The following is a 25,083-nucleotide window of genomic DNA, read 5'->3' as shown; positions in this document are numbered from 1 at the left end:
CGGATCATACACAGGAACTAATTCCCGAGCTCCAGCTGATTTTTCACCAGTCTGTAGTATTCGCCTTTCAATGCCACCAATTCTGAATGGTTACCTTCTTCCACTACTTTTCCTTTATCCAGAACAATGATCTTGTCGGCATGCCTTACCGTGGAAAGCCTGTGTGCGATAACGATAGCAGTTTTGCCTTTAAAAAACTGTTCAAGATTCTCCATAATGATTTTTTCATTGTTCGCATCCAGTGCGGAAGTAGCCTCATCAAAGAAAATGTATTCCGGTGATTTGTAAACGGCCCGGGCAATGAAAAGCCTCTGTTTTTGCCCGCCGCTCACACCCAGACCTTCATTGCCGATCTTGGTATTATAGCTTAAAGGCAATCCTTCAATAAAATCTTTGATATGGGCAATCTCTACAGCTTTCCTTAGCTTTTGCTTATCTATATAATCTTCCCCGATGGCAATATTGTTGGCAATGGTATCATTGAAGACGTAGCCTTCCTGCATCACCACCCCGCAATGATCTCTCCAGAACCTTGGGGAAACATTCTGCAGTTTTGTATTTCCGAGTCTTATTTCGCCTTCGTTCGGTTCATAAAACTTCATTAACAGTTTTAAAAGGGTAGTCTTTCCACTGCCACTGGCCCCCACGATAGCAGTAGTTTTCTGATAGGGGATCGTCAGATTCAAATTTTCAAAAACATAAGAATCCGAACCGATATACCTGAACGATACATTTTCTATTTCTATATCTTTTTGCGGAAGATCAGAGGCATATTGTTCATCCTTATTCTCTTCATCTTCTTTATCATGGATTTCTCCCAGTCTTTCCAATGAAATTTTAGCATCCTGGGTCTGCTTAATAAAGTCTATAAGCTGTAGCAAAGGACTATTGAGCTGGCCGATGATATATTGTACCGAAAGCATCATCCCCAGTGTAAGGTTTCCGCTTAAGACAAGCTTGGCTGAAAGAAAGCTGACCAGAATATCTTTCATCTGATTAATAAAATTTCCCCCTACGGACTGCCATTGTTCCAGTGAAAGGGATTTGATTCTTATTTTAAATAATTTTACCTGTAAAAATTCCCAATCCCAGCGTTTCTGCTTTTCGGCATTATGCATTTTAATTTCCTGCATACCATTGATAAGCTCTATTACCTTACTTTGCTCCTGGGATACCTGGGAAAATCTTTTATAATCAAGCTCTTTCCTTCTATTAAGGAAAAAACTGATCCATCCGATATAGGCAAACGCCCCCACCAGGTAAACGATAAACAGTCTGTAATCATAGAATAATAAAACAATGCTGAAAATAATAAGATTTACAAGTGAGAATAAGGTATTCAGGGATGAACTGGTGAGGAGCTGTTCTATCCTGTGGTGATCATTGATTCTCTGCATAATATCGCCGGTCATCCTTGTATCGAAAAAACTGATGGGAAGCTTCATGAGTTTGATAAAGAAATCGGAGATAATGGAAATATTGATCCTTGCTGAAAGATGAAGAAGGATCCAGCTCCGGATAACCTCGATCCCCATTCTTCCCATGAACAGCATGATCTGGGCCAGCAAGACCAGATAGATGAAATTCAGGTCCTGGTTTTGTATCCCTACATCTACGATACTTTGGGTGAGGAAGGGGAATATCAATGACAGTAAGCTTCCTGCCAGAAGCCCTATAGCCAGCTGGATCACGAGGGACTTATATTTCAGCAGGTATTTGGAAAGAAAAGAAAAACTGGCCTTGCTTTCCTGATCATCAAACTCGGTCTGGAAAAACACAGGCGTTGTTTCCAAAATAAGGGCAATGCCTTCTTCGGTATTTTCATTGGCATTCTCCCCGATCCACAGTTTGATGAATTCTTCTTTGGTATAGGTGATCAGTCCGTAGCTAGGATCCGAAATATATACTTTATTTTTTTTGTCAATTTTATAGACTACTACAAAGTGATTTTTGTTCCAGTGTACGATACATGGAAATGGAACCTCCCCGGCCAGGGTATTAAAATCAATCTGTACTCCTAAAGAGCGAAAGCCCAAATCTTCTGCAGCATCACTTAAGCCTAAAAGGCTGCTGCCCTCTCTTGTGGTTTCTGAAAGATTACGGATCTGCTGCAGGGAAATACTCTTCCCGTAATATTTGCTGATAATTCTAAGGCAGGTAGGGCCGCAATCTTTAGCATCAGGCTGACGATAAAAAGGAAATGGTTTCAATGATTATCAATATTTTATATTAAATAAATTGCCGTCATTTTGACGACAACTTTTCTTATTATTTTAAAGTTAAACTCTTAATGACAATACTTATTACAATAATACATGTGCGAAGATCCTCCAGGGATTACATCATATATTGGTTTTTTAAGCATTCATAATGGCTTATTTTCTGATTTATTGTTCCCTAAAATAATAATTTTATCCTGTATACAAAAATGTCTGTTCCAGTTAAGTCTATATTATTCGGGTGACATTTAAATTTCCTAAATTAGTGAATTTTCTCTGATCTTTATTACACTAATCCTCTTCATCTTCTAATAATTCATCAATAAAGTAATAAATATCTTCGCGGTCATATTTGTCCGGGAATTGGTGCCCATTGATGATGAATACGGGAGTGAAGCTGAGTCCGGCGCTAATGTTTTCTGCCGACATCCTTGCCAAAGGAGACAGATCTTCAAAGCCGGAAGGGTTACCCGCAACCTGTCTGATTTTGTTTTCATCCTTACTTTCAAACCAGGTATCAACGGTTTTCAGAAATTCTTCCTCCGGTCTGTTTTTATAGATATGCATAAAATCTGAAAGAAGGCGGGTATATTTCTCGTCGGCCCTGTCAGGAGAATAATTAAATCTCATCTGTACCGAAATGTCATTAGGATATTTTTCCATCAGCTCTTCGATGATCCTGTGGGCATCTTTACAGAATCCGCAATAAGGATTGGAGACAATGGCTATATGAAGTCTGGCATCCTTGTTCCCTAAAGAAAAAGTAGTGTGGTCACTGAAATTTATTTTTTCATTTTCTAAAAGCTGAGCTTTAAAAAGCTCATAATTGCGTTTGAACCTTAAATTTTTGGCGTTGGATTTTTGGAGTGTTTCCTTTTCTTCAAGAATATTGCTGAGATATAGGACCACGGCAAAAGAGATGATCCACAGGGCAAGGGTTAGCAAAAGCAATTGAGGAGCAAAAAATAAATTCTTGAAAAATAAAATACCTATTGCCAGCTGTGCGGCCAAAATTGATATGATCAGAAGGCAGACCCTGCAAAAGGTCTTTTCAACAAATCCCTGTATGTATAAGGAATAAGCTATCGCCAGGACGGAGACAAAGGTGAACCCTTTAATTATAAATGCTGTGTCCGGCAGGAACAACCCTAATACGGAGAGTCCGATAAAATAAATTAAAGAAAAATCGGAGAATTTTAATCCTAAAATGCTGGTCTTATCCTGACTGATGATTTTATGGCATGAGTTGGTTGTAGGATTAGCGGACGTATCTCCACAAATGCTGCCGATAACAGCAGAAGTATTGCCAAATTTCTGGTTGAAGATTTCCAGGGAAATATATACACCGGCTAACGATAAAATATTGAAAAGGGCCTCATACCAGGTATGATTCAACAGGGTATAGATGGCGAAAATTGCTAAAATGGCATAAACAAAAGGCCTGAAGCTGATGATGGGCTTGCTTTCCGCATGGTTTGTTTTTTCAAACAATAATACAAAATCAGTTGAGCTTTTGTATAATTCTTCCCTGTTAAGTGTTTTTGCCTTGTCCGAGTACACGGCGTAATTGTTCCCCGTTTTCTTTACCAGTGAAAAAGAATTATCCACAATGGCAATAAACTCTTCCGGAAGTTCATCCCAGTATTCTTTATCCAGCTCATAAGCATCATTTCTTACCCCCATAAAATTCAGAGTATCACTGAATGCCAATGCCGAAGGATAATTCGGGTGGGAATTAAACTGGAAAAGGAATTCCTGTTTATCAAGTTTTAAATAGTTGATTAGTTTATCCAATAACATATTAATATTTTTAACTAAAATACATTAGATGTTTTGAAAATACAAATACTTTCCCGTAAACAGGTGACATATTTAAAATCTTATGGATGTTTTATAACGGGTAATCGGTTGGCCCGCTAATAATTCAATGTATCCGACTGCAATAGGATGATTTATCAATTTTAGATAGGTATTAAAAGACCAATAGTAAGCTGGAAAACCATTGGTTTAATGGAAATCTTCTCAAACTTTAAATTAATCCGGATATTTTATAGCTTCCGACAATTCTATTGGATTGTTATATTTTTTCAGACGAGATTGAATTGTTTTTGTCATTTCTCTAAAATCAGGCTTTACCTCTTTTCCTTTTTCATCTATAAATTTTGTTTTCGCACTTTCTGATCTTATCTCTCTTAGAGGATCACTGTAATAATCTAAATATACCTTCTGTAACTGCTTTTCCGAGATGTTAATCGCTTCTTTATACATATTCTCAAAATCTAAAGTATCGGATCTTTTCTTTATTGAAAGAAGGTTAAATTTGTAAGAACCAGTAGAATCTTCCATATAAACTATTAATCCGGGTAAATTCCGGAATATATACGGGCCTGCCTGAATCGGCAAATCTTGAGTATACCATGCCTCCCAGGTTCTTCCTTTATATTTTAAAATTGCTTTTCTACAAAGGAAGGTACTTATTTTTTTTGTTTCAGGGATTAGTTCCCAACTCAGTTTTACAAATTCTTTTATTTTGTACACATCTTTAATAAAAAAATAATATTTAAAACTTAAATTCTCTTCATGGTTAATAGCTAAAAAACTATTATCTCCTAAAACAGAATCTATAGATCCGCCACTTTTAAGCGAATCTACTTTGTATTGCTTTTCAGTCAAAAATTTAGATTTACCTCCCTGAACCAAAAGTATCATATTTTTATTCGTTGTCCCGGAGCTTAAGGAATCTTCTTTATAGATAAGCTGATAATCAAGACGAAAATTTTGAGTATAAAAGTTATAAGAGAAAAAGATGAGTATTAAACTTAAAATTTTATGATTCATAATAATATAGGTGTATGACTTAATTTTTTTAGCCTTCTAATAAATCCTGTAGCATAAGGATTATAATTGCAATCAACAGTATATCCGGTTTCGTTTTTCTTTGGAAAATATATCATGTGTATTTCATAATATAGTTGTTACTAAGGATATTTCACAGCCTTATCAAGTTCTATGGGATTATAATTCTTTTTAATATCGTTTTGATATTGTTTTTTTATTTCCTTAAGCCCTTCAATTGTATTGATTTTCCTGTCGTAAATAGTTAATTGCCAATCAGTCCCTTTCATGTTTTCATATTCACTGAAGGGGTTCTCATATTCATTTAATAATAACTTTTGATATTGTGTGAGATTAATTTTTATTGGAACATTTCCCAGATTTGTTTCTACTATATTTTGAGTATTATATTTTAAATTGGAGGCTTTAAAAGAAGTAAGAGTATATTTAAAGTTGTTTTTAGTATCTTTTAAAATCATGACAAGACCAGGAAGGCCTTTGAATTTGTAAGGGCCTTCAGAAGTGGGAATATCCAAACAAAACCACGCTATCCATTGTCTTCCTGCCCAATTAGCTTCTGCTTTTTGTAATTTATAATTATTGAAGTTTTTTATAGAATCGGATATTTTCCAATTTATTTTGTCTGTAGAAGCAAAACTGTAATACAAATCTGCGACGTTCACAAAATTTTCATAATCAAATGTATTTGTTTTTCTCTTTACAATTTGTTGAATCGGGGAAAAAAAAGACATCCGTTTTCCTTTTCTTATTAACGAATCTATTTTAAGCAACTTTTGAAAATAAAATTTTGAGTGATCTTTCTCAATGTCTAAAATCATGCTTACTGTAAAATAGTTATTGCTTGTTGAGTCTCTTTTATAATCAAAATCATAAGTTGCTTGATAACTCTGAGAATAAAACTGCTGCAATAAAAATAAGAATAATGTAAAGAAAATATTATTCATAATTAAAATTTAAAACGGATAAGGGTAAATCTTATCCTTATCCCATTTTTTACACATTGCCTGGGCTAAGTTTTCTGCACAGTCACAATTTCCAATAGTGTCAGTTGCACATGATCTCATGCCATTTGAGCAGGTTACACATCTCGTGCAGCTACCTTCTTCTGCTACTCCACCGTTTAAATCTCTCAATTTACTTCTCGAAAGCTTTTTTAAATTTTTCATCTTTTGATTTTTAGAGTAATTAAAATTTGCTTTGTCATACAATCCCTGACATGGGCTTCCTGATCAGTTTCAATCTATATTTGCGCAAATATAAATTGGATTAAAGCGCTTTATCAATATTGTCAAAGTAAATAAAAAAAATCTATGATCAGTGAAAAATGATTTGCGATTTTTTTGCAATTTATTTCAAACTTTTTGCAAAATTGCATACATTTGTAAAATCCGATTTTTAGTGATAATCTGATAATTACAACAATATTTAATATACTAATTCAATATTAGAAAAATTTCCAGGATTATATCTGCTTAATAAAAGAGCAGAATAATCGTTAAGGAAAAAAATAAAAAATTTGAAAAATCAAATAGTCAGCATCTGAATTAGATGCTTTTTATTTCAGATGAAGAAAAGTTTCTTAATAATTTTCGTTTTATATTATAGCTGTTTTTTTTGCCAAAAAATAGATCTTAAAGTTTCTGACAGTATTGTCATTCATACAAAAAACAATGCAACGCTTTCTCTGACCTTGATTTTTAATAAAAATAAAGAACCACAAACCACAATTCTCGTCAATACAATTTATCCGGACAAAAAAAACATCGATCTTGTTAATAACCTTGTGAATAATGGATATACAGGTGCAATTCTACATACAAGAGGAAAATACCTGAGCAGCGATAGCATTGAACCCTTCGAGCATGAGGCTGAAGATGTGAATGAAGCCATAGACTGGATCATTAAACAACCTTGGAGCAACGGAAAAGTCGCGATGATTGGGGGAAGCTATTTAGGATTCAGCCAATGGGCTGCAACGAAAAAGCTACATCCTGCCCTGAAAACCATAATTCCTGAAGCTGCTGTGGGAATCGGAACCATGGATTTTCCCATGCGTAACAATGTATTCATGACGTATTCGTTAAGATGGCTGAGCCATATTACCAGCGGAAAAATGACAGACTATAAAGACTTTAATGATGAAAAGAAGTGGAATTCCGTATATAAAACCTGGTACGAAAGCGGAATCGCTTTCAGAAAACTTGATTCTCTGAGTGGGAGGCAGAATGTAATTTTTCAGCGTTGGCTCGATCATCCCGGATATGACCAATTCTGGCAGCAAATGATTCCCTACAAAAAAGAATTTTCGGCAATCAATATTCCGGTGCTTACGATAACAGGCTATTATGACTGGAACCAGCGTGGTGCTTTATATTACTTTAAGCAACATTATCAATATAACAAAAATGCGGAGCATTATTTGATCATAGGCCCATACGATCATTACGGTGCTCAAGGAAATATCAGTGATCGTTTCAGAGGATACACCATAGATCCGGCTGCTAAAATTAATATCAATGATATTTTGATCCAATGGCTGGATTATATCTTTAAAGGAAAGCAAAAGCCTTTATTCTTGAAAAATAAGATCAACTATCAGGTGATGGGGACAAACCAGTGGAGGAATGCGTACTCTATGGATACCTTTGAAAAAGAAAAGCTAAGGTTTTATCTGGGAAATTCAGAAATGTCTCCTTCCATATCAGATTCCGGAAGGCCCCTGGAATTAAAGGTTGATCTCAAAGACCGTACGGATGCTGACGCATTGCTTGGGCTTTCCTATAATATTGTCGATCATTTTATTTATACTAAAAATAATCTGTTGATCACTTCGCAGCCATTTGATCAACCTATAGAATTTACGGGCAACTTTTCAGGCCTGTTGAAATTTTCAGTCAACAAAAAAGACGTTGATCTGTATGTAAACCTGTATGAACAAATGCCGGATGGGAAATACTTTCTGCTGTCTACCTATCTTTCGAGGGCGAGCTATGCTGGAAATAATGGAAAGAGAAAGCTGCTTACACCCGGCAGGAAAACGGAACTTCCCATACAGAATGCTGAATTTGTAAGCAGGAAGATAGATAAAGGAAGCAGGTTGGTGGCGATGATTGGTGTTGTTAAAAGCCCGTTCTGGGAAATTAACTATGGAACCGGCGGAAGTGTAAGTGATGAAACGATGGCAGATGCCAAAGAGCCATTGGTGATCAGGCTTTATAATGACAGCTATATAGAAATCCCGGTCACACAAAGCAAAATTCTAAATTGATATATGATTTTTCAGCTGAGATAAAATTTCATAAAATGAGTTTCTATTTTGTACCCCAAAAAAGTGAATTATTTTATTTAAACTAACGTTTGTTTTTATGTTTTTTTTTAATCAAAATACATTTATAAATGTACTTTTTGTATTTATTTAAGCCTTTTGTAATGAGACCGTTAAATGATGTGTGAACTCAAAAAAACTTAAAAAATCTTAAAGTTTTCATAAAGTTTAAAAAAAGGATAAAAATGTTTTTGTATTTATAAAATATGTTGTACTTTTACATCGCCTTGAATGAGGGAACAAGTCAAGGTAATAAATTTTTTTTCATCATTTGTGTTTTTAGAATCGTATCGCCTGATACGATTCTTTTTTATTTTTATTCCTTTTCATACTTTAAAAGAAGGTCAATAAAGTACGAATAAGTAACGGATCCTTCCTGCTGATTGCCTTTTAAAAATAAATTATTGGTAAAGCTAAAGAAATCATCAAGCCATCCCTGGTGCTTCAGAATAAATGCTTTTTCATACAGCCTGTCTCTGCGCATTGCCGGGGAATAATTCCGGATAACAGACTTTACGAAATCAGGATCTTTTTCGGCAAGAAAGTTCAGTAAACTTTTTAAAGTAAAATATTCAGTGCTGTATCTCAGTTCTAAATTACTGGAATTGATTCCGATAAGATACCCTGTAAAATTAGCTTCCTGTTCCCTGGCAAAGCCCAGTTGATGCGAGCTCTCATGAGCGCAGGTGAAAGGCAGGAATGTAGAAGGCAGTTCCGGATTATACTGAGCCTCCGCAGTGAAGGGATTGTAATACCCTAAAATGCCTGTATAGCTCATAAGGCTTTTAAACAGGCTTGGCTTGAAAGAATTGATCAAAGGTGCTTTTTTATTTGAAATATATTCCGGAAGCTTCATTTGTTGTGCAAGGATTTCCGATTGTACAGATCTCAGATCAGTAACAACAAAAATTCCGTTCCTGTCTTCTTTCACCCTTTTTCTGGTTTCCTTACATTTTTCAAGATATTTTAAGGCCAGCCTTTTAGCTTTATCCGGAACAGGTTCGCTATGGCCTGAAAGCTTTTTGATGATCGGGGTCTGGAAATAAAGCATCCCCCAGAAGACCTGATAAAGAAAATAAAAGATATTGATGATGGCCAGTAGCTTTAATAAAGAGCTGTTCCTGCTGTTCCTTTTGAAACACCGGATAATATGGTATAAAACGATTACTCCCAGTAAAATATATAAGACGCCTCCAATCGAAAAGGAGATACTGGAAAAAAGAATCTGATGCAATCTCTTTTGCCATTCGAAGAAACATTCAAAAGCGGAAATCATCGTTTCCGATTTGGAAAATGCAAAAAACAAAAGAAATTGGGCAAGTAATATACCTGCCCAAAACCTTTTCTTCTTATATATCTTTTTATTAATGTCCACTGCCTTTGGAAATTTTATCCAGGTCTATACCCTGAGACTTTAAAATCCCGCTTACCCTGATGGCATAGAACGCCAGATAAGCAAAACACATTACTCCAACGATATAGCTGAAATGGATATTGGTTAGATCCGCAACAAATCCCTGAATAAAGCTTACGATACCTCCTCCCATGATCATCATGATCAGGAATCCCGAACCCTGGTTGGTATGCTTTCCAAGGCCATTGATGGCAAGGGCAAAAATACAAGGCCATAGGGTAGAGCAGAATAAACCAACGCTGGTGAAAGCATATACGGAAACCATGCCTGTTGAAAACATACCGATCAACAAAGCGATGATACCTGCGCAGGAGAAAATAAGAAGCATCCTTGCGGGATTGCCTTTACTCATGATATCACAAATGATCATAGCGATAATGATCAGGGCATATACGTAAAAATGAGACAGATCATGCTTGGCGATCGCGTTTACTAAAAGGAATACCCCAAAAGCAAGATACGGAGCCAGGAATCTCAGGATCTTTTTCAGACCGGCACTCAGATCAAAGGCGTCTACGGCTCCTGTCCAACGGCCGATCATTAGTGATGCCCAATAAAGGGAAATATAAGGAGCTACATCCTTAGTTTCAAAACCCAGCCCCTTTTCCATATAGGCAGGTAAGTTACTGGCTGTAGAAACTTCTACCCCCACATATACAAAAATAGCGATCATTCCTAAAACCAATTGAGGATACTGGAAAGCGGATTTTCTATGTTCTCCCGAAGTGATCTCATCAGTGTCTTTCACATTGGTAGGGGTAATGGTAGGCAGCGAAGAAAACTTAAGCATGATGGCCACCAGAATAAAGGCTGCTCCCAGAATAAGATACGGGATCTTCACGCTCTCCACGCTTGCCTCGGTATTTGCGGCTGTAGCAGAACCGAAAATAGCAAAAGAAACGATAAGCGGACCTATTGTTGTCCCGAGATTATTGATTCCCCCGGCCATCGTTAATCGTTGAGAGCCGGTTTCAGAAGGCCCTATTTCGATAGCCAGCGGATTGGCTACAATCTGTTGCAGTGAGAATCCTAACCCTACAATAAAAAGACCTGAAATCATTAAAGGAAATGAGCCGAGGTTGGCAGCGGGATAAAATAATAACGTACCCACAGCAGAAATAAGAAGTCCGAATATCAACCCGTTTTTATAGCCTATCTTATTGATCAGATCCTGTTTCAAACCTTTGGAGATCAGCATATAGATCAGTGATCCGACGGTGTATGCAACATAGAAACATATTTGTACATACATACTTTCGGTTTGTGACAGATTGAAGGCTTTTTTGAAAACTGGGATCAGGATGTCATTACTTGCAGCTACAAATCCCCAGAAAAAAAACACAGTAACCAACGGGATAAATTGTCCCCAGTTAGTTTGCTTGGAATAATTCGACATATTTGTTAAAATTTCTGGAAACAAATATAACTATTTCTTTTAAAAAGAACGTTTCAGCAAGGTTTTTTTTATTTCCTGGAAAGCTTTCTCTTTTAAGTCTTTCGGAGACCCGGAAGGTTCCATAATTCCATTGAAATAGACCCTTACTTTCCCCGGGTATCCTTTTGAATTGTCGAACGGGAACATTTCCTTTAATCCTACGAATGTGTATACGGCAAGAGGAGAATCGTGCTTCGATGATAGGATAAAGGCCCCGTCCTTGAAATCATCCAGGATAATGGATGTATCGTCCGGAACCCCGCCTTCAGGAAAGATCACAATGCTGTTTCCCTCTTCCATCTTTTCGGCGCATCTTCTGTAAACATCGGCGCGGCTTCTGGCACTGCTTCTGTCGACCATCACACATACCCTTTTATATATGGTTCCGAAAACCGGGATTTTTACAAGCTCTTTCTTGCCCACAAAACATAAAGGATGATTGGGGAATAAAATGCAGGGAAGCATGATGTCCATGATCGAAGTATGATTCGAGATAAAAACATATTGCTTATCCGGGTCTATTTTTTGGTCACTGAGCCTGATAAGCTCAAACCTTAAACCCATCCCGTAAAACATTCCGAAGCACCAGATGCGGATGAACCGGTACGCATACTTGTAATGCTTCTTATTAAAAGATAAGAGGTAAACGGGAATTCCCAGAATGAGGGTTAAAACAAGAGCCAGCAATAGCAGCCAGAATCTCCAGAGGTAATTTAAAATCTTTGTCACAGTTCAGCCATTAAAAATTACTTTCTTTTTTACAGAATAATTAAGGATGGACACCAGCAGGATAGCGGAGATCTTACTGATCATTTCGGGACTTAAGGTGTAAATGCCCAGGTTGATGTTATCGTTAAATATGAAACTGTAAAAAAACTGGAAGAATCCCAGGCTCAATAAGGTTGAAATGAAGGAAATAACCATGAAATAAGCGAATTCCTTTCTTTTGGAATGCTTTCCCCTTTCAAATACAAACCAGATGCTTAAGAAGTAATTGCTGATGATCCCGCAGCTTGTAGAGAGAATATTGCTTAACGGATAATGGATGCCATGGAAATTGGTCTCTTTGGGAATAAGCGGAGGCAGGTAGGTGCTGAAGATTTTAAAACTTCCGATTTCTACAATCGCGCTCAGTCCTCCGGCTATTATGAAGAACAAAATCTGTTTCTGGCGTAGTATTAATTCTCTCATCAAAATTGATATGATATGCAAATTTATAACTATATGTTAAACAGTAAAAAAAGTTGTTAAAATTTTTTTTAGATTCAAAAATATTTCTAAATTTAGTTTTCAGAGTGATGTGAATATAACCTGATAATAAATTCATTTTCAACTACTTGTGTTGATGGTTTTTTCTATCTTGTAATGCGTGATTGAACATACGGTTTTGAACCCAGCCACTATTTTTATAATATTTGTATGAAACGTCAAAACAAATACAGAAAATTCCAGCTTCAACAAAAAAATATTGAGGCTCTTGAAAAAGAGAACTCTCGTTTCAAACGGGTGTATTCCGAATACGAAAATATATCAAACGAACTTTGGAATCTGGAAAACTCTAAAGGTGAGCCTGTTCCCGATGATTTTATCGATGCAATGATACTTCAGACATCCTATCTGGAAGATGAAATTGAAGACTGGCTTATACAATTTAAAGAAGGAAAAACCGATATCAAACATTAATAATTCTCAGACCGCCCGGGAGTGTTTTTAAGCTATTTTCAAGATAAATTCATAATTTAGCGTCTTTAAATTAAAATGCTAGATATGGTTGCTATTGTTGATAGTGGTTCTACTAAAACAGACTGGGTGATACTGGATGATTTTAAAAAAGTCTTTCTGAAAACAGAAACTATAGGTTTCAATCCCAATTTTATCAACAGAGAACTTATTGTCCCTGAAATTGAAAAAAATCACAGCTTAACCACTGTTAGAAACTCTATCACGAAGATCTATTTCTATGGCTCAGGCTGCGGGGTTGAAAAGAACTGCAGGACAATAATGGAAGAGCTTGGCAAGGTGTTCGGAAATGCCCGGATTACGGTGAGGGAAGATCTGGTGGCCGCAGCTTATGCAGCGTATGAAGGCCGGCCGGCCATTGTCTGCATTATGGGAACAGGCTCGAATTCGTGCTATTTTAACGGAAAAGATATAAAAATAAAGCTTCCTTCCTTAGGTTTCCTGATGGGTGACGAAGGAAGCGGCAGCGCTATTGGAAAACAACTGGTAAGAAGGTTTTTCATGCAAAAGCTTCCGGAGGACCTGCATGCCGAATTTGAAAGCACATATCACCTAACCATTGATGAGGTACTGAAAAACATGTACCATACCACAAGGCCTAATGCCTATCTGGCAGATTTTAATAAATTTGTGGTTGAAAGAAAAGATCATCCCTATTTCCAGGAAATGGTTTATGAGGAAATGATCAATTTCTTCGACTACCAGGTACTTCCTTATGAAGAATCAAAAGAGGCTGAAATCAACTTTATCGGCTCCATTGCCTACTATTATGAAAATATTCTGCGTTCTGCTGCTGCAGAACTTAATTTAAATGTGGGACATGTTGTACAAAAGCCTATTGAAAGCTTAGTAGACTACCATATTAAATATATACTTTAATAAAAAACAAACTCTATGTCAAGTAAAACCCACCGCGACGAAAAGAATTTTAATCAGGCCGCGTTAGATTACCATAAAGCTGAACCCAAAGGAAAAATAGAAGTCATCCCTTCAAAACCGCATTCATCCCAGAGAGATCTGTCTCTGGCCTATTCGCCGGGAGTGGCGGTACCCTGTATGGAGATCCATAACAAGCCTGAAACAGTGTATGACTATACAGGAAAAGGAAACCTGGTAGCGGTGATCTCCAACGGTACGGCAGTTCTTGGTCTGGGAGATATCGGAGCCGAAGCTTCAAAACCTGTAATGGAAGGAAAAGGGCTTCTGTTCAAAATCTTCGCGGATATCAATGTTTTTGATATTGAAATCAATGAAAAGGATCCGGATAAATTTATTGAAATTGTAAAAGGGATTGCCCCTACTTTTGGAGGGATCAACCTTGAAGATATAAAAGCCCCCGAAGCGTTCTATATAGAGCAAAGGCTGAAAGAAGAACTTGATATTCCCTTAATGCATGATGATCAGCACGGGACGGCCATTATTTCCGCCGCGGCCCTCATCAATTCACTGCAGATTGCCAATAAGAAGATCGAAGAGGTGAAAATGGTAGTGAATGGTGCCGGAGCAGCGGCAATCGCCTGTACCAAACTTTATATCGCGCTGGGACTTAAAAAAGAGAACGTCCTTATGTGTGACAGTAAAGGAGTTATCAACCATAAAAGGGAGAACCTTACTCCTGAGAAGCTGGATTTCATCGCTCAAACCGATATAGAAACACTGGAAGATGCCGTAAAAGGATCTGATGTCTTTGTAGGATTATCCAAAGGGAATGTAATGACCCCGGAAATGCTTAACAGCATGAATGAAAACCCTATTGTTTTTGCATTGGCAAACCCTGATCCGGAGATCGCTTATGATCTTGCCGTGGAAACCCGCAAAGATGTTATTATGGCTACCGGAAGAAGTGATTTTCCTAACCAGGTAAACAACGTATTGGGGTTCCCTTACATTTTCCGGGGAGCCTTGGATGTACAGGCCAGAGGTATTAATGAAGAAATGAAGCTGGCAGCGGTACATGCCATTGCTGATCTGGCAAAAGAGCCGGTTCCGGAAGCTGTAATTTTAGCTTATAACATCCAGAACCTGCAATTTGGAAGAGAATATTTTATTCCCAAGCCTTTCGACAACCGATTGATAACAAAAGTTTCCAGTGCCGTTGCCAAAGCTGCGATTGAGAGTGGTATTGCAGGAAAAACGATTGAAGACTTCCAGGAATATGAAAACCAGCTTCTTGACAGAATGGGAAGAGATGAAAAGCTGGTCAGAATGATGCAGAACCGTGCCAAATCTAATCCAAAGAGAATCACCTTAGGAAATGCTGAAGAATATAATGTATTGAAGGCGGCACAAATCCTGTACGAAGAAGGGATTGCCTATCCGAGCCTGTTAGGAGACAAGAAATACATTCGGGAGCAGATGGAGCGTTTCGGAATAGAGCTGGACATTCCGATTATCGATCCTAGTGATGATGATCAGAAGGAAAACAGAAAAAAATACAGGGAAACGCTGTGGAAACTTCGCCAAAGAAAAGGAATGAACGAATATAAAGCAAAAAGATTTGTTCGCCAGAGAGACTATTTCGGCCCGTTAATGCTGAGACATGGTGATACGGATGGCCTTATTGTAGGCTTTTCCAAAAATTATACCTCAGTTTTACGACCTGTTCTGGAAGTGATAGAAAAAGAAAAAGGTGTAGATAAGGTAGCTGCGATGATGATGATCCTGTCTGAAAAAAAACCTATTTTCTTTGCTGATACTTCCATCAACCATAACCCAAGCGCGGAAGACCTTGTAAATATTGCCAGAATGGCTGAAATCACGGTGAAAACTTTTGCAATCGAACCAAGAATTGCAATGCTTGGATTTGAAAACTTTGCTGCCATTGCCGATACTTCTAAGAAAGTGGCCAAAGCGGTAAGCATCCTTCATGAAAAATATCCAAAGATGATTGTGGATGGTGAGATACAGCCTGATTTTGCAATGAATTCAGATCATTTAAGCGATTATCCCTTTTCAAAGCTGGGAACCACTCCGGCCAACACTTTTATCTTCCCGAACCTTGAAAGTGCCAACCTGTCTTATAAAATTATCAGGGGAATGAAGGTGGCTCAGGTTATAGGGCCTATCCTAATGGGACTGAAGCAGCCTGTCCATGTGTTACAGATGCGGTCAAGTGTTGATGAGATCGTGAATCTCGCCACCATTGCCGTTCTTGATGCCCAAAGGAGAGAAAAGAAAGAAAACAAGAAACCATAGGACAATTAGGTTATTCAGGACTGCTCCGGTATTGAGCCGGGTGGACTTTAATAATACTCTCAATATGAAAATTCAAGACTCCAAAAATATGGAGTCTTTTATTTTTTATAAAAATTATTCTAATTACATTCAAAAATATAGTTAAATTTCATTCGTCCATGAAACGAAAGCATAAATTAGTTTAAATTACTATATTTGGGAGTTTTAAAAATTAATGATGATATTTTCTTTACAAGGTATAGTTCAGGAGCTTACTCCAACCTACGCAGTAATTAATGTACAAGGTGTTGGCTATTATGTAGGCATTAGTTTGATGACCTCACAGTCTCTTGTTCCCAATCAGGAAGCTTTCCTGTTTATCCAGCAGATCATTCGTGAAGATGCCCATTTGCTTTTTGGTTTTAACACACGTTCGGAAAAAGAAATGTTTAATCTGTTAATAAGCGTTAACGGAGTAGGGGCAGTTTCTGCTCTTATTTTATTATCGACTTTAAGCCTCAATGAAATTGCGGCGGCCATACTTTCCGGCAATAGTATGGTGATTCAGAAAGCCAAAGGTATAGGTGCCAAAACTGCTGAAAGGATCATAGTGGATCTGAAGGATAAGGTCCAGAAATTCAGCAATCCGGAGGAAAATATTTCTACGCTTGTGGATAATAAAATAAAGGAAGAATCGTTATCTGCATTAGAAGTTTTGGGGATTCCTAAACGAATGAGCGAGAAAATTGCTGATAAAATTATAAAACAAAATCCAGACATTTCAGTGGAAGAACTGGTTAAACAAATTTTAAAAAACATTTAACACTTGGTGGCAAATAATAAGTATCTTAATATATTTTTGTTCCTGTCGTTCTTATGCATATCTGTAGGCACTTTTGCCCAGCAGGTGCGTGATACGGCTATTATAAAGAAAGATTATGAGCTGGCTGATCCTACCCATTATGAAGCCTTCTATGATATAAAAACAGGGATGTACTATGTGTATCCCAAAATAGGAAACACCATAACAGGGCCTCCTACAGCGATGTCTCCGGAAGAATATAAGGAGTTTATGCTGGCAACTCAGTCAAGGGCCTATTACAAGGAAAAATCAGACCGGTACAGCTTAATGTTCAGAAAAGATAAAAGTGATGCCGCGAAGAAAGGGCTGATACCGTCGCTCACCATCAATAACAGACTCTTTGAGACTATTTTCGGGAGCAATAAAATTGAAATTATTCCGTCAGGATACGCGTCATTTGATTTTGCCGGATTATACCAGAAAATAGATAACCCGCTGATCCTTCCACAGAACAGGACCAGCTTTACTTTTGATATCGACCAGAGGATTCAGCTCGGTTTATTAGGAAAAGTAGGAGAGAACCTCCAGTTGAAGGCCAATTATGATACCCAGAGCGGTTTTGCGTTTGAGAACAGGATGAATTTGGTATGGCAGGCGAAAGGAAGCTGGAAAGATCTCCAGACCAAAGGCCTGGGAGATGTTGATAAGCCCAATGCAGGTGGCGAAGATAAAATTATCAAAAGAGTAGAGTTTGGTAACGTCAATATGCCTTTATCAACCAGTCTTATCCGTGGTTCACAGTCATTATTCGGGGTGAAGACCGAATTTCAGCTTGGAAAGACCTATGGAACTGTAGTGCTTTCACAACAACAGGGCGAAGCCAGAAATATTGTTGTACAGGGAGGAGGGGTAATGAACAATTTCAAGGTAAATGCCATAGACTATGAAGACAACCAGCACTATTTCCTGGGGCATTATTTCGTGAACACTTATGACAATGCCTTATTGAATTATCCTCAGATCAATTCAAAAATCAATATTACCAGATTGGAAGTATGGGTGCTTGATCAGGGAAACAGCAATCTGGCTTATCAGAAAAGTATTGTGGGGATCCGTGATCTGGGAGAAGGAGCGTCAGGATTACCGGATAATACTCAAAATGGGCTTTATCAGGCTGTTTCTACGACCATGGGAACACCGAGGGATGCAGGTACCAATTATGCTGACATCTTGCAGGGGCAGACATTCCCGGGATCTACGGAGCCTTACCAAAACGGGGAACATTTTATTTTCAATAAAAAAGCAAGAAGGCTGAATACTAACGAATACATTCTTCAGCCACAATTAGGATACATCTCCTTAAATCAGAAGCTTAATGACGGACAGCTTTTGGCGGTGTCCTACTCATATACGGTAAATGGCTCTAACCAGGTTTATAAAGTAGGGGAATTTTCAGAAGAGAGCCAGGTATTGATAACGAAAGTTTTAAGATCCAATTCCACGGTGAAGACGACATCGCCGATGTGGGACCTGATGATGAAGAATATCTATTCTTTGGATGCGAGCCAGATCAACCAGGACGGATTTATTCTGAATGTATTTTACAGGGATGCACAAACGGGAGGAAAAGTGAATTATCTTCCGAATACCCCAGTTCAGGATATCAACTTATTAAAATTACTCAACTGGGACCGTCTGAATCTGAACGGTGACCTTCAGACCAATGGAGGTGTTGCCGGAGACGGGATTTTTGACTTTGTCAACGGAATTACGATAAGACCCGAGGCCGGAAAAGTGATCTTTACGAAAGTCCAGCCTTTCGGAAGCTATATGGCTCAGGTGCTGGGAAGCAATAATCCGCAATACGTGTTTTCTGATCTCTATACCCAGCAGAAACAGGTAGCAAGCTCCAGCAACTTGGCACAGCGATATACCCTGGAAGGCCGTTACAAAGGAACACAGGGGCAGGGGATTTCCCTGGGAGCCGTAAACGTTCCGCAGGGATCAGTAAAGGTTTCTGCCAATGGTGTTCAGTTAACAGAAGGTGTTGACTATACCGTGGATTATATGCTAGGTACGGTGACTATCATCAATGAGCAGGTGAAGCAATCCGGACAGGCTATCAACATTTCATTGGAAAATCAATTAACATTCAATACCCAGAGAAAAAGGTTCTTAGGATTAAATCTGGAAAGAAGGTTTAGTGAAAACTTTATTTTAGGCGGAACTGTTGTCAACTATTCTGAATCTCCGCTTACCCAAAAGGTAAATTATGGGCAGGAAGCTGTAAATAATACCATGGCGGGGATCAATTTGATGTATAACAATCAGTTGCCGTTTCTGACGAGATTAACGGATAAAATTCCTCTTGTTAATACAGAAGCGCCATCCAGCCTTAACTTCAAAATGGAAGCGGCCTATTTGCTTCCGGGGCTTAATAAGGGAACAAATGACCAGTCATATATTGATGATTTTGAACAGACCACCTCAAAAATATCATTAAAGGAACCGACAGCCTGGAGTCTGGCCTCAAAGCCGGAGAAAAACCAGTCTGACCCTCTGTTCCAGGGAGCAGGTACCAGCAACGATCTTACTAACGGTTACGGAAGAGGATTGTTATCCTGGTATAATATTGATCAGAGATTCTGGGGAGTAGGAGGAAGAGCTCCTGCAGGCATCACACCGCAATCAATGTCAAATCATGCTTCCCGAAGAGTTCAGCTTTCCGAGATCTATAATAACAGAGATTTCGTAGCGGGTGAACAGACTTATACTCATACATTCGACATCTCCTATTATCCGCAGGAAAAAGGGCCTTACAACGTAAATCCGAATACTGAGAGTACCCAGCAAAGATGGGCTGGTATCATGAGGCCGATCAGCATTTCCAATTTTGTAAATTCCAATATAGAATATGTGGAATTCTGGTTGATGGATCCTTATGCGGACGGAAATACCTTAGGTACGGCACCAAAACTTTTGTTACAGCTGGGTAACGTATCAGAGGACATCCTTAAAGACGGATATATGCAGTACGAGAATGGGCTGCCTACTCCTTCCGCGCCTTCCACAACCACCAATTCAAACTGGGGTGTGCAGCCGAAGCAACCTCCTATCCTCTATGCTTTCTCCAGCGAAGGGGATGAAAGAATAGCGCAGGATGCCGGCTATGACGGTCTGACATCAGATCAGGAAGCAATGAAATTCGGAAATACCTTTACCAATCCGGTAACCAACCTGACAGACCCGGCAGTAGATGACTTTGTATTCTACATGTCTAATAAATTTACAGGAAGCCAGGCTGCATCCGTGGTTCAGAGATATAAATATTTCAGAGGGCCGGAAGGAAACTCACAAAGTAACTCTCTGGAAGTATCATCACAGACCCCTGACGCTGAAGATATTAATAAAGATTACAATCTGGATCAGACAGAAAGCTATAACGAATACATCGTTAACCTTGATCAGGCTAGCCTGACGTTGGGGCAGAATAATATTGTGGATGTGAAAACCGTTCAGGCCCAGTTTCAGAACGGGCAGAGTTCTGAAGTAAAATGGTATCTGTTCAGGATTCCGGTATCAAAATATGATGAGCCGGGAACAGGAGGAGATCATGATATTTCAATCCTGAATAATGTGAGATTTGCGAGGTTGCTACTAAAAGGTTTTGATCAGACTTCCACTCTGAGATTCGCAACGTTGGATCTGGTAAGATCAGACTGGAGAAGATATCCTAAAAATATCGCTAAATATGGTACAGATCCTGCAACAGATGAAGGTACTGTGGATACGAGCTCTCAGGATCTGGAAATTGGAAGCGTAAATATTGAAGAAAATGCTCTGAACCAGCCACCATATGTTTTACCTCCGGGTATTGACAGACAGATTTTAAGCGGAAATGCGGGTGCACAAAGACAGAATGAAGCTTCTCTGTATTTAAAAGCTTCAAATCTGGTAAGCACAGAAGCAAGAGGTGTATTTAAAAATACATCTTTGGATATGAGAAGATATAAAAAGTTGAAATTATTTGTACATGCAGAGGACCCTACGAACAGAGATCTGAATATCGGCCAGATGGATGAAAAAACAAAGTTCTTTATTCGTTTCGGAAGTGACGCTACAGATAATTATTACGAATATGAAGCTTCTTTGAAACTTACTCCGAAGACCGCTACTACTCCTTTAGAAATTTGGCCGTTTGAAAATGAAGTGGATCTGGATATCCAGAATTTTGTAGATGCTAAAATAAGAAGAGATAAAGACCATCCAAATGAGATAGCGGCCAGGTTACAGGATCCTTTATTTGGTGGAGACGTGAATTTTAAAAAGATTTATATCAAAGGGCGACCTAGTTTGGGAAATATTACCACCATCATGTTAGGGATCAGAAATGCCGGGGACAGAGGAGCCGTTTCAATAGACAGGGTACTTTGGGTAAACGAAATACGTCTTTCCGAAATTGAAAATGATGGAGGATATGCAGGGAATGCAAGTCTGAACTTCAACCTGGGAGACTTTGCTGTGGTAAATACAAGCGCATCCTATACCTCTGTAGGCTTTGGTAATATAGATTCCAAGCCTGCGGAAAGGAACCAGTCTACACAATCAGCATTCAGCATCAATACTTCTGTGAATGTAGATAAGTTCCTTCCGGAAAAAAGCGGTATGAAGATTCCGTTGAACTATTCTTACTCGCAGACCATTGAAGATCCGAAGTACAATCCATTGGACACCGATGTTGAATTTAGTAAAGCCGCCAATAAAGAGCAGCTTAAAAAAGTGGCAAGAACATACACACAGCAAAGAAGCATTGGAGTTGTCAATATGCATAAAGAAAGAGTGAACCCGAACAAAAAAACTAAATTCTATGATATAGAAAACGTTTCCGTTACGGCTGTTTATAATGATGACTTTTACAGAGATATTTATACAAAGAAAAACTACAGGCAATACCTGAGGGGATATATTGACTATAATTATACATTCAAACCATGGGTAATCAGGCCTTTCAATAAAATGATCAGTGATACGGCCAAATCAACCAAATATCTGCGTTGGATAAAAGAATTTAATTTTAACCCGGTTCCAACAAGATTCTCCTTCAGGACGGAAATTGACAGGAATTATAATGAGCTTGAATTTAGAAATATTGATGCAATCTTAAGTGGAAACTACGGCGATGATTTCGCTGCCATTAAAAACAGAAACTTCTATTTTGGCTGGCAGTATGCCTTAGGCTTCAATTTCACAAAATCATTAAAGCTGGAAATTAATTCCGCGACAAGAACACTTAATGATAATGTGGATGTCAATACAATGGATAATAACTCGATCTTCGGGAATATATTCAGAGCGGGAAGACCGGTATTGTATAATCACAGGGTACAGCTGAACTATAAACTGCCGTTCCAGTATCTTCCTTATCTGGATTTCATTGATGCTGAGCTTGGATATGGCTTTACCTATAACTGGAACGCCCGAAGTACGGTTATGAGTTATTTTGTTAACCCGGATACCAATAAATCTGAAAGCTTAGGCTCCATCGGCCAGAATACCAATGTGATCAATGCTACAGCCACTGCGGATTTCACGAAGTTTTTCGGGCAGTTCAAATATTTCAAGAATATTTCCGCGAAACTTCAGAAGCGTAAGCAGGAGATTGACTCCCTAAACAATGTTTATACCCAGCAATGGGAGAAAAAAAGATTCAGCTTTAAGCGATATAAATTTAAAAACAGGCTGACGCCGCTGCAAAGTGCAGCTTACTTATTGACATCCTTTAAGCAGCTGGATGTTACCTATACTGAAAATAACGGGACAGTTCTTCCGGGACTATTGTCTGCACCAAACTGGTATGGATACGGACAGACACTGGGAGGACCTACTATAGGATTCCTGTTGGGATCACAGGCAGATATCAGAAGGATTGTTATGGAAAATGGCTGGGTAAGTGGCTCTGATTATATGACGGATCCGTATGTACGGATGTCAACCCGCGAGCTGAGAGCCAACCTACAGATAATGCCGGCAAATGATTTCAGAATAGACCTCAGTGGACTCCATACCTATAACAGGAATCTTTCGCATACCGGATTTAATTATGTGGATCCGATCACCCATATTCCAAATCCGGATTATACATTTGCCAATGATATGGTCACCTATTCCAATTCCGTAGTGCTGCTGAAAACTTCCTTCAGCAACGGGCAGGCCATTTATCAGGCTCTCAGACAGAATGCCAGGGCAATTTCCCAGCAGCTGGGAGGAAATATAGGACCTGACGGATTTACGGAAGGACACAGTATTTCCAATGCCTATGTTCTGATACCGGCCTTCCGAGCCGCAGTAGAAGGCAAATCACCAAAAATGATAGGCGATGCTAAAAAAGCAGGTTTACCTTTACCGAACTGGAAAATCACCTATTCAGGATTGAGAAATATTCCGATTATTAACGGCCAGTTCTCTAAATTTGATCTATTGCATGCATATACTGCGACTTATACCGCATCAGGCATTCAGTCGAGCATTGATTACTTTAACAGTCTTAGTATGCCTCTTGAAGAAAGGCTGGACGTTAATGGAGATTATATCAATCCATTTACTTTCGCTCAGGTTGGTTATGTTGAAAACTTCTCACCATTGATCGGAATTGATGTTACCATGAGAAATAATATGCAGTTCGGTTTACAGTATAACAGGATGAGAACATTAATACTGGGATTGGTGAACCATACCCTTACAGAAGATGCCAATACGGAATATGTTGTAAGATTAGGATATATCATCCGTAACTTCAGATTAGGAACGGCTAATATCAGAGGAAGAGGAACCAGAGGAAAAGGAAGTGACCTTAATATCAGAGGCGATTTCTCTTTGAGAGACAGCAGGACAAGCATTACCAATATTCTGTTGGATGACTCTCAGATTACAGGAGGTCAGAAACTATTGAATATTAAACTGTCAGCAGATTATAATGTTTCTGAAAATCTTAATTTAAGGATATTCTATGAGCAGATGACATCTAAATACAAAATCTCCACGGCATTCCCGCTTTCCACCATCAGAGCAGGACTTTCAGCAACCTTCACATTTGGAGATTCTGGCGGATTCTAGATAAAATGACTAAAATTTAAATGTCCTTCAATTTTGAGGGACATTTTTTATATCCGATATTTGAACCTTTTATAATTTTAAATACATTTGTACAAAATAAAAATTTAGAAATGAATACACCATCAGAATTAAAGTACACTAAAGATCATGAATGGATCAAAATCGAAGGTAACATTGCTACGATCGGTATTACAGACTTTGCCCAAGGTGAGCTTGGAGATATCGTATACGTAGATGTAGATACTGTAGATGATGATCTTAATGGTGGAGATGTTTTCGGAAGTGTAGAAGCAGTAAAAACTGTTTCAGATTTATTCTTACCTGTTTCAGGAAAAGTTATTGAATTTAATTCAGACTTGGAAGACCAACCTGAATTATTAAATTCCGATCCTTACGGAAACGGCTGGATCATCAAATTAGAAGTCGCTGATGGAGCAGATCAGTCTGAATTGCTTTCTGCTGAAGAATACCAGGCTATCATTGGATAAAATCTCAAAAATATTCAGTAAGATTTTGCCCATTTATTGGGCATTTCTTACTTATATGCTTCTTAAGCCAGGACAGGAGAATCATGAATATTGGTTCATGTTCTCAGGCATTGATAAAGCTTTACACCTGACTATATTTGCCGTTCTTGGGTTTTCCTTTATTGCAGCTTTTCCCAGGATAAAATTCATTTACTTTTTTCAGATAATTTTAATATATGCCTTTCTTACTGAGATCCTTCAGGAAGAGATGGGCCTGGGGAGATCCATGGAAACTCTGGATATAATAGCAGATATTATCGGATCCCTGCTTGGGTATTATATATATAAGCTATTGGTGGGCCGCTATTTCTGATTCTGATCCCATTACGCTTATTTCGATATTGTGGATAACTGCTGATCATGTGGAAAATATAATGTTATCAGTAAGTTATGGATATAAGTTTCCACAATTGATAAAATCACGTTAAATAAATTTGGATGATAGAAGAATAAGGTTCTATCTTTGCGGCACTGAAAA

At 38.3% G+C, this 25,083-nt stretch carries 17 protein-coding genes; 8 read left to right on the top strand and 9 right to left on the bottom strand.

All coding sequences use genetic code 11. The annotated features are described in order from the left end of the window. Window positions 1-17: 17 nt before the first annotated feature. From ABMQ40_RS08520 to ABMQ40_RS08500, 5 genes are all read right to left on the bottom strand, one after another. A complete protein-coding gene (locus ABMQ40_RS08520) occupies window positions 18-2,210 on the bottom strand; it encodes a peptidase domain-containing ABC transporter (protein ID WP_370898541.1) in 2,193 nt (730 codons plus the stop codon). A 300-nt stretch (window positions 2,211-2,510) separates the two neighbouring features. Beyond that, window positions 2,511-4,019, bottom strand: a complete 1,509-nt coding sequence (locus tag ABMQ40_RS08515) for a thioredoxin domain-containing protein (RefSeq protein WP_370898539.1) — start codon at window positions 4,017-4,019, stop codon at window positions 2,511-2,513. A gap of 234 nt (window positions 4,020-4,253) precedes the next feature. After that, the gene (locus ABMQ40_RS08510; RefSeq protein ID WP_370898537.1) at window positions 4,254-5,057 is read right to left on the bottom strand and encodes a GLPGLI family protein; all 804 of its coding nucleotides are present in this window, start codon (window positions 5,055-5,057) and stop codon (window positions 4,254-4,256) included. A gap of 140 nt (window positions 5,058-5,197) precedes the next feature. Beyond that, complete coding sequence (locus ABMQ40_RS08505) at window positions 5,198-6,019, bottom strand: GLPGLI family protein (protein WP_370898535.1); 822 nt, start codon at window positions 6,017-6,019, stop codon at window positions 5,198-5,200. 9 nt (window positions 6,020-6,028) lie between these two features. Further along, entirely contained in the window at window positions 6,029-6,241 is a 213-nt protein-coding gene (locus ABMQ40_RS08500) for a bacteriocin-like protein (protein WP_370898533.1), read from the bottom strand. Between the two features lie 398 nt (window positions 6,242-6,639). Between ABMQ40_RS08500 and ABMQ40_RS08495 the strand changes: the two genes are divergently transcribed. After that, entirely contained in the window at window positions 6,640-8,343 is a 1,704-nt protein-coding gene (locus ABMQ40_RS08495; protein ID WP_370898531.1) for a CocE/NonD family hydrolase, read from the top strand. 373 nt (window positions 8,344-8,716) lie between these two features. Here the strand turns inward: ABMQ40_RS08495 and ABMQ40_RS08490 are convergent, their stop codons facing one another. The 4 genes from ABMQ40_RS08490 to ABMQ40_RS08475 form a co-directional block, all read right to left on the bottom strand. Next, window positions 8,717-9,676: a DUF3810 domain-containing protein gene (locus ABMQ40_RS08490; RefSeq protein WP_370898529.1), complete on the bottom strand. Its 960-nt coding sequence runs from the start codon at window positions 9,674-9,676 to the stop codon at window positions 8,717-8,719. 88 nt (window positions 9,677-9,764) lie between these two features. Further along, window positions 9,765-11,210 carry an MFS transporter gene (locus ABMQ40_RS08485; protein WP_370898527.1) on the bottom strand — a complete coding sequence of 482 codons (1,446 nt, stop codon included), beginning with the start codon at window positions 11,208-11,210 and terminating at the stop codon, window positions 9,765-9,767. 39 nt (window positions 11,211-11,249) lie between these two features. Next, window positions 11,250-11,978, bottom strand: a complete 729-nt coding sequence (locus tag ABMQ40_RS08480) for a lysophospholipid acyltransferase family protein (protein ID WP_370898525.1) — start codon at window positions 11,976-11,978, stop codon at window positions 11,250-11,252. A 3-nt stretch (window positions 11,979-11,981) separates the two neighbouring features. Continuing rightward, window positions 11,982-12,440: a GtrA family protein gene (locus ABMQ40_RS08475; protein WP_370898523.1), complete on the bottom strand. Its 459-nt coding sequence runs from the start codon at window positions 12,438-12,440 to the stop codon at window positions 11,982-11,984. A gap of 228 nt (window positions 12,441-12,668) precedes the next feature. Here ABMQ40_RS08475 and ABMQ40_RS08470 point away from each other — a divergent pair, with 228 nt between their 5' ends. The 7 genes from ABMQ40_RS08470 to ABMQ40_RS08440 all read left to right on the top strand — a co-directional run bounded on the left by ABMQ40_RS08470 (window position 12,669) and on the right by ABMQ40_RS08440 (window position 24,918). Continuing rightward, window positions 12,669-12,932: a hypothetical protein gene (locus ABMQ40_RS08470; RefSeq protein ID WP_370898521.1), complete on the top strand. Its 264-nt coding sequence runs from the start codon at window positions 12,669-12,671 to the stop codon at window positions 12,930-12,932. 84 nt (window positions 12,933-13,016) lie between these two features. Then, a complete protein-coding gene (locus tag ABMQ40_RS08465; RefSeq protein WP_370898519.1) occupies window positions 13,017-13,868 on the top strand; it encodes an ATPase in 852 nt (283 codons plus the stop codon). A 15-nt stretch (window positions 13,869-13,883) separates the two neighbouring features. Then, window positions 13,884-16,184 carry an NADP-dependent malic enzyme gene (locus ABMQ40_RS08460; protein ID WP_370898517.1) on the top strand — a complete coding sequence of 767 codons (2,301 nt, stop codon included), beginning with the start codon at window positions 13,884-13,886 and terminating at the stop codon, window positions 16,182-16,184. A gap of 217 nt (window positions 16,185-16,401) precedes the next feature. Beyond that, complete coding sequence (ruvA, locus tag ABMQ40_RS08455; RefSeq protein ID WP_370898670.1) at window positions 16,402-16,986, top strand: Holliday junction branch migration protein RuvA; 585 nt, start codon at window positions 16,402-16,404, stop codon at window positions 16,984-16,986. A gap of 6 nt (window positions 16,987-16,992) precedes the next feature. Next, entirely contained in the window at window positions 16,993-24,078 is a 7,086-nt protein-coding gene (sov, locus tag ABMQ40_RS08450; RefSeq protein WP_370898515.1) for a T9SS outer membrane translocon Sov/SprA, read from the top strand. 110 nt (window positions 24,079-24,188) lie between these two features. Further along, window positions 24,189-24,566: a glycine cleavage system protein GcvH gene (gene gcvH, locus ABMQ40_RS08445; RefSeq protein ID WP_370898513.1), complete on the top strand. Its 378-nt coding sequence runs from the start codon at window positions 24,189-24,191 to the stop codon at window positions 24,564-24,566. Window positions 24,567-24,591: 25 nt separating this feature from the next. Beyond that, window positions 24,592-24,918 carry a VanZ family protein gene (locus ABMQ40_RS08440; RefSeq protein WP_370898668.1) on the top strand — a complete coding sequence of 109 codons (327 nt, stop codon included), beginning with the start codon at window positions 24,592-24,594 and terminating at the stop codon, window positions 24,916-24,918. Window positions 24,919-25,083: the final 165 nt, after the last annotated feature.

This window comes from Chryseobacterium gossypii (assembly GCF_041361455.1).
Lineage (GTDB): Bacteria > Bacteroidota > Bacteroidia > Flavobacteriales > Weeksellaceae > Chryseobacterium > Chryseobacterium gossypii.
Note: the sequence above shows the minus strand (reverse complement) of the source record. Positions and strands in the feature narration are given on the sequence as shown.

Excerpts from the sequence above, each read along its gene's own strand:
- ABMQ40_RS08490 (WP_370898529.1), bottom strand. The coding sequence starts at position 9,676 with ATGATTTCCGCTTTTGAATGTTTCTTCGAATGGCAAAAGAGATTGCAT.
- ABMQ40_RS08460 (WP_370898517.1), top strand. The coding sequence starts at position 13,884 with ATGTCAAGTAAAACCCACCGCGACGAAAAGAATTTTAATCAGGCCGCG.
- ABMQ40_RS08465 (WP_370898519.1), top strand. The coding sequence starts at position 13,017 with ATGGTTGCTATTGTTGATAGTGGTTCTACTAAAACAGACTGGGTGATA.
- ruvA (WP_370898670.1), top strand. The coding sequence starts at position 16,402 with ATGATATTTTCTTTACAAGGTATAGTTCAGGAGCTTACTCCAACCTAC.
- ABMQ40_RS08475 (WP_370898523.1), bottom strand. The coding sequence starts at position 12,440 with ATGAGAGAATTAATACTACGCCAGAAACAGATTTTGTTCTTCATAATA.
- ABMQ40_RS08485 (WP_370898527.1), bottom strand. The coding sequence starts at position 11,210 with ATGTCGAATTATTCCAAGCAAACTAACTGGGGACAATTTATCCCGTTG.
- ABMQ40_RS08495 (WP_370898531.1), top strand. The coding sequence starts at position 6,640 with ATGAAGAAAAGTTTCTTAATAATTTTCGTTTTATATTATAGCTGTTTT.
- ABMQ40_RS08500 (WP_370898533.1), bottom strand. The coding sequence starts at position 6,241 with ATGAAAAATTTAAAAAAGCTTTCGAGAAGTAAATTGAGAGATTTAAAC.
- ABMQ40_RS08470 (WP_370898521.1), top strand. The coding sequence starts at position 12,669 with ATGAAACGTCAAAACAAATACAGAAAATTCCAGCTTCAACAAAAAAAT.
- ABMQ40_RS08505 (WP_370898535.1), bottom strand. The coding sequence starts at position 6,019 with ATGAATAATATTTTCTTTACATTATTCTTATTTTTATTGCAGCAGTTT.
- ABMQ40_RS08510 (WP_370898537.1), bottom strand. The coding sequence starts at position 5,057 with ATGAATCATAAAATTTTAAGTTTAATACTCATCTTTTTCTCTTATAAC.
- gcvH (WP_370898513.1), top strand. The coding sequence starts at position 24,189 with ATGAATACACCATCAGAATTAAAGTACACTAAAGATCATGAATGGATC.
- ABMQ40_RS08515 (WP_370898539.1), bottom strand. The coding sequence starts at position 4,019 with ATGTTATTGGATAAACTAATCAACTATTTAAAACTTGATAAACAGGAA.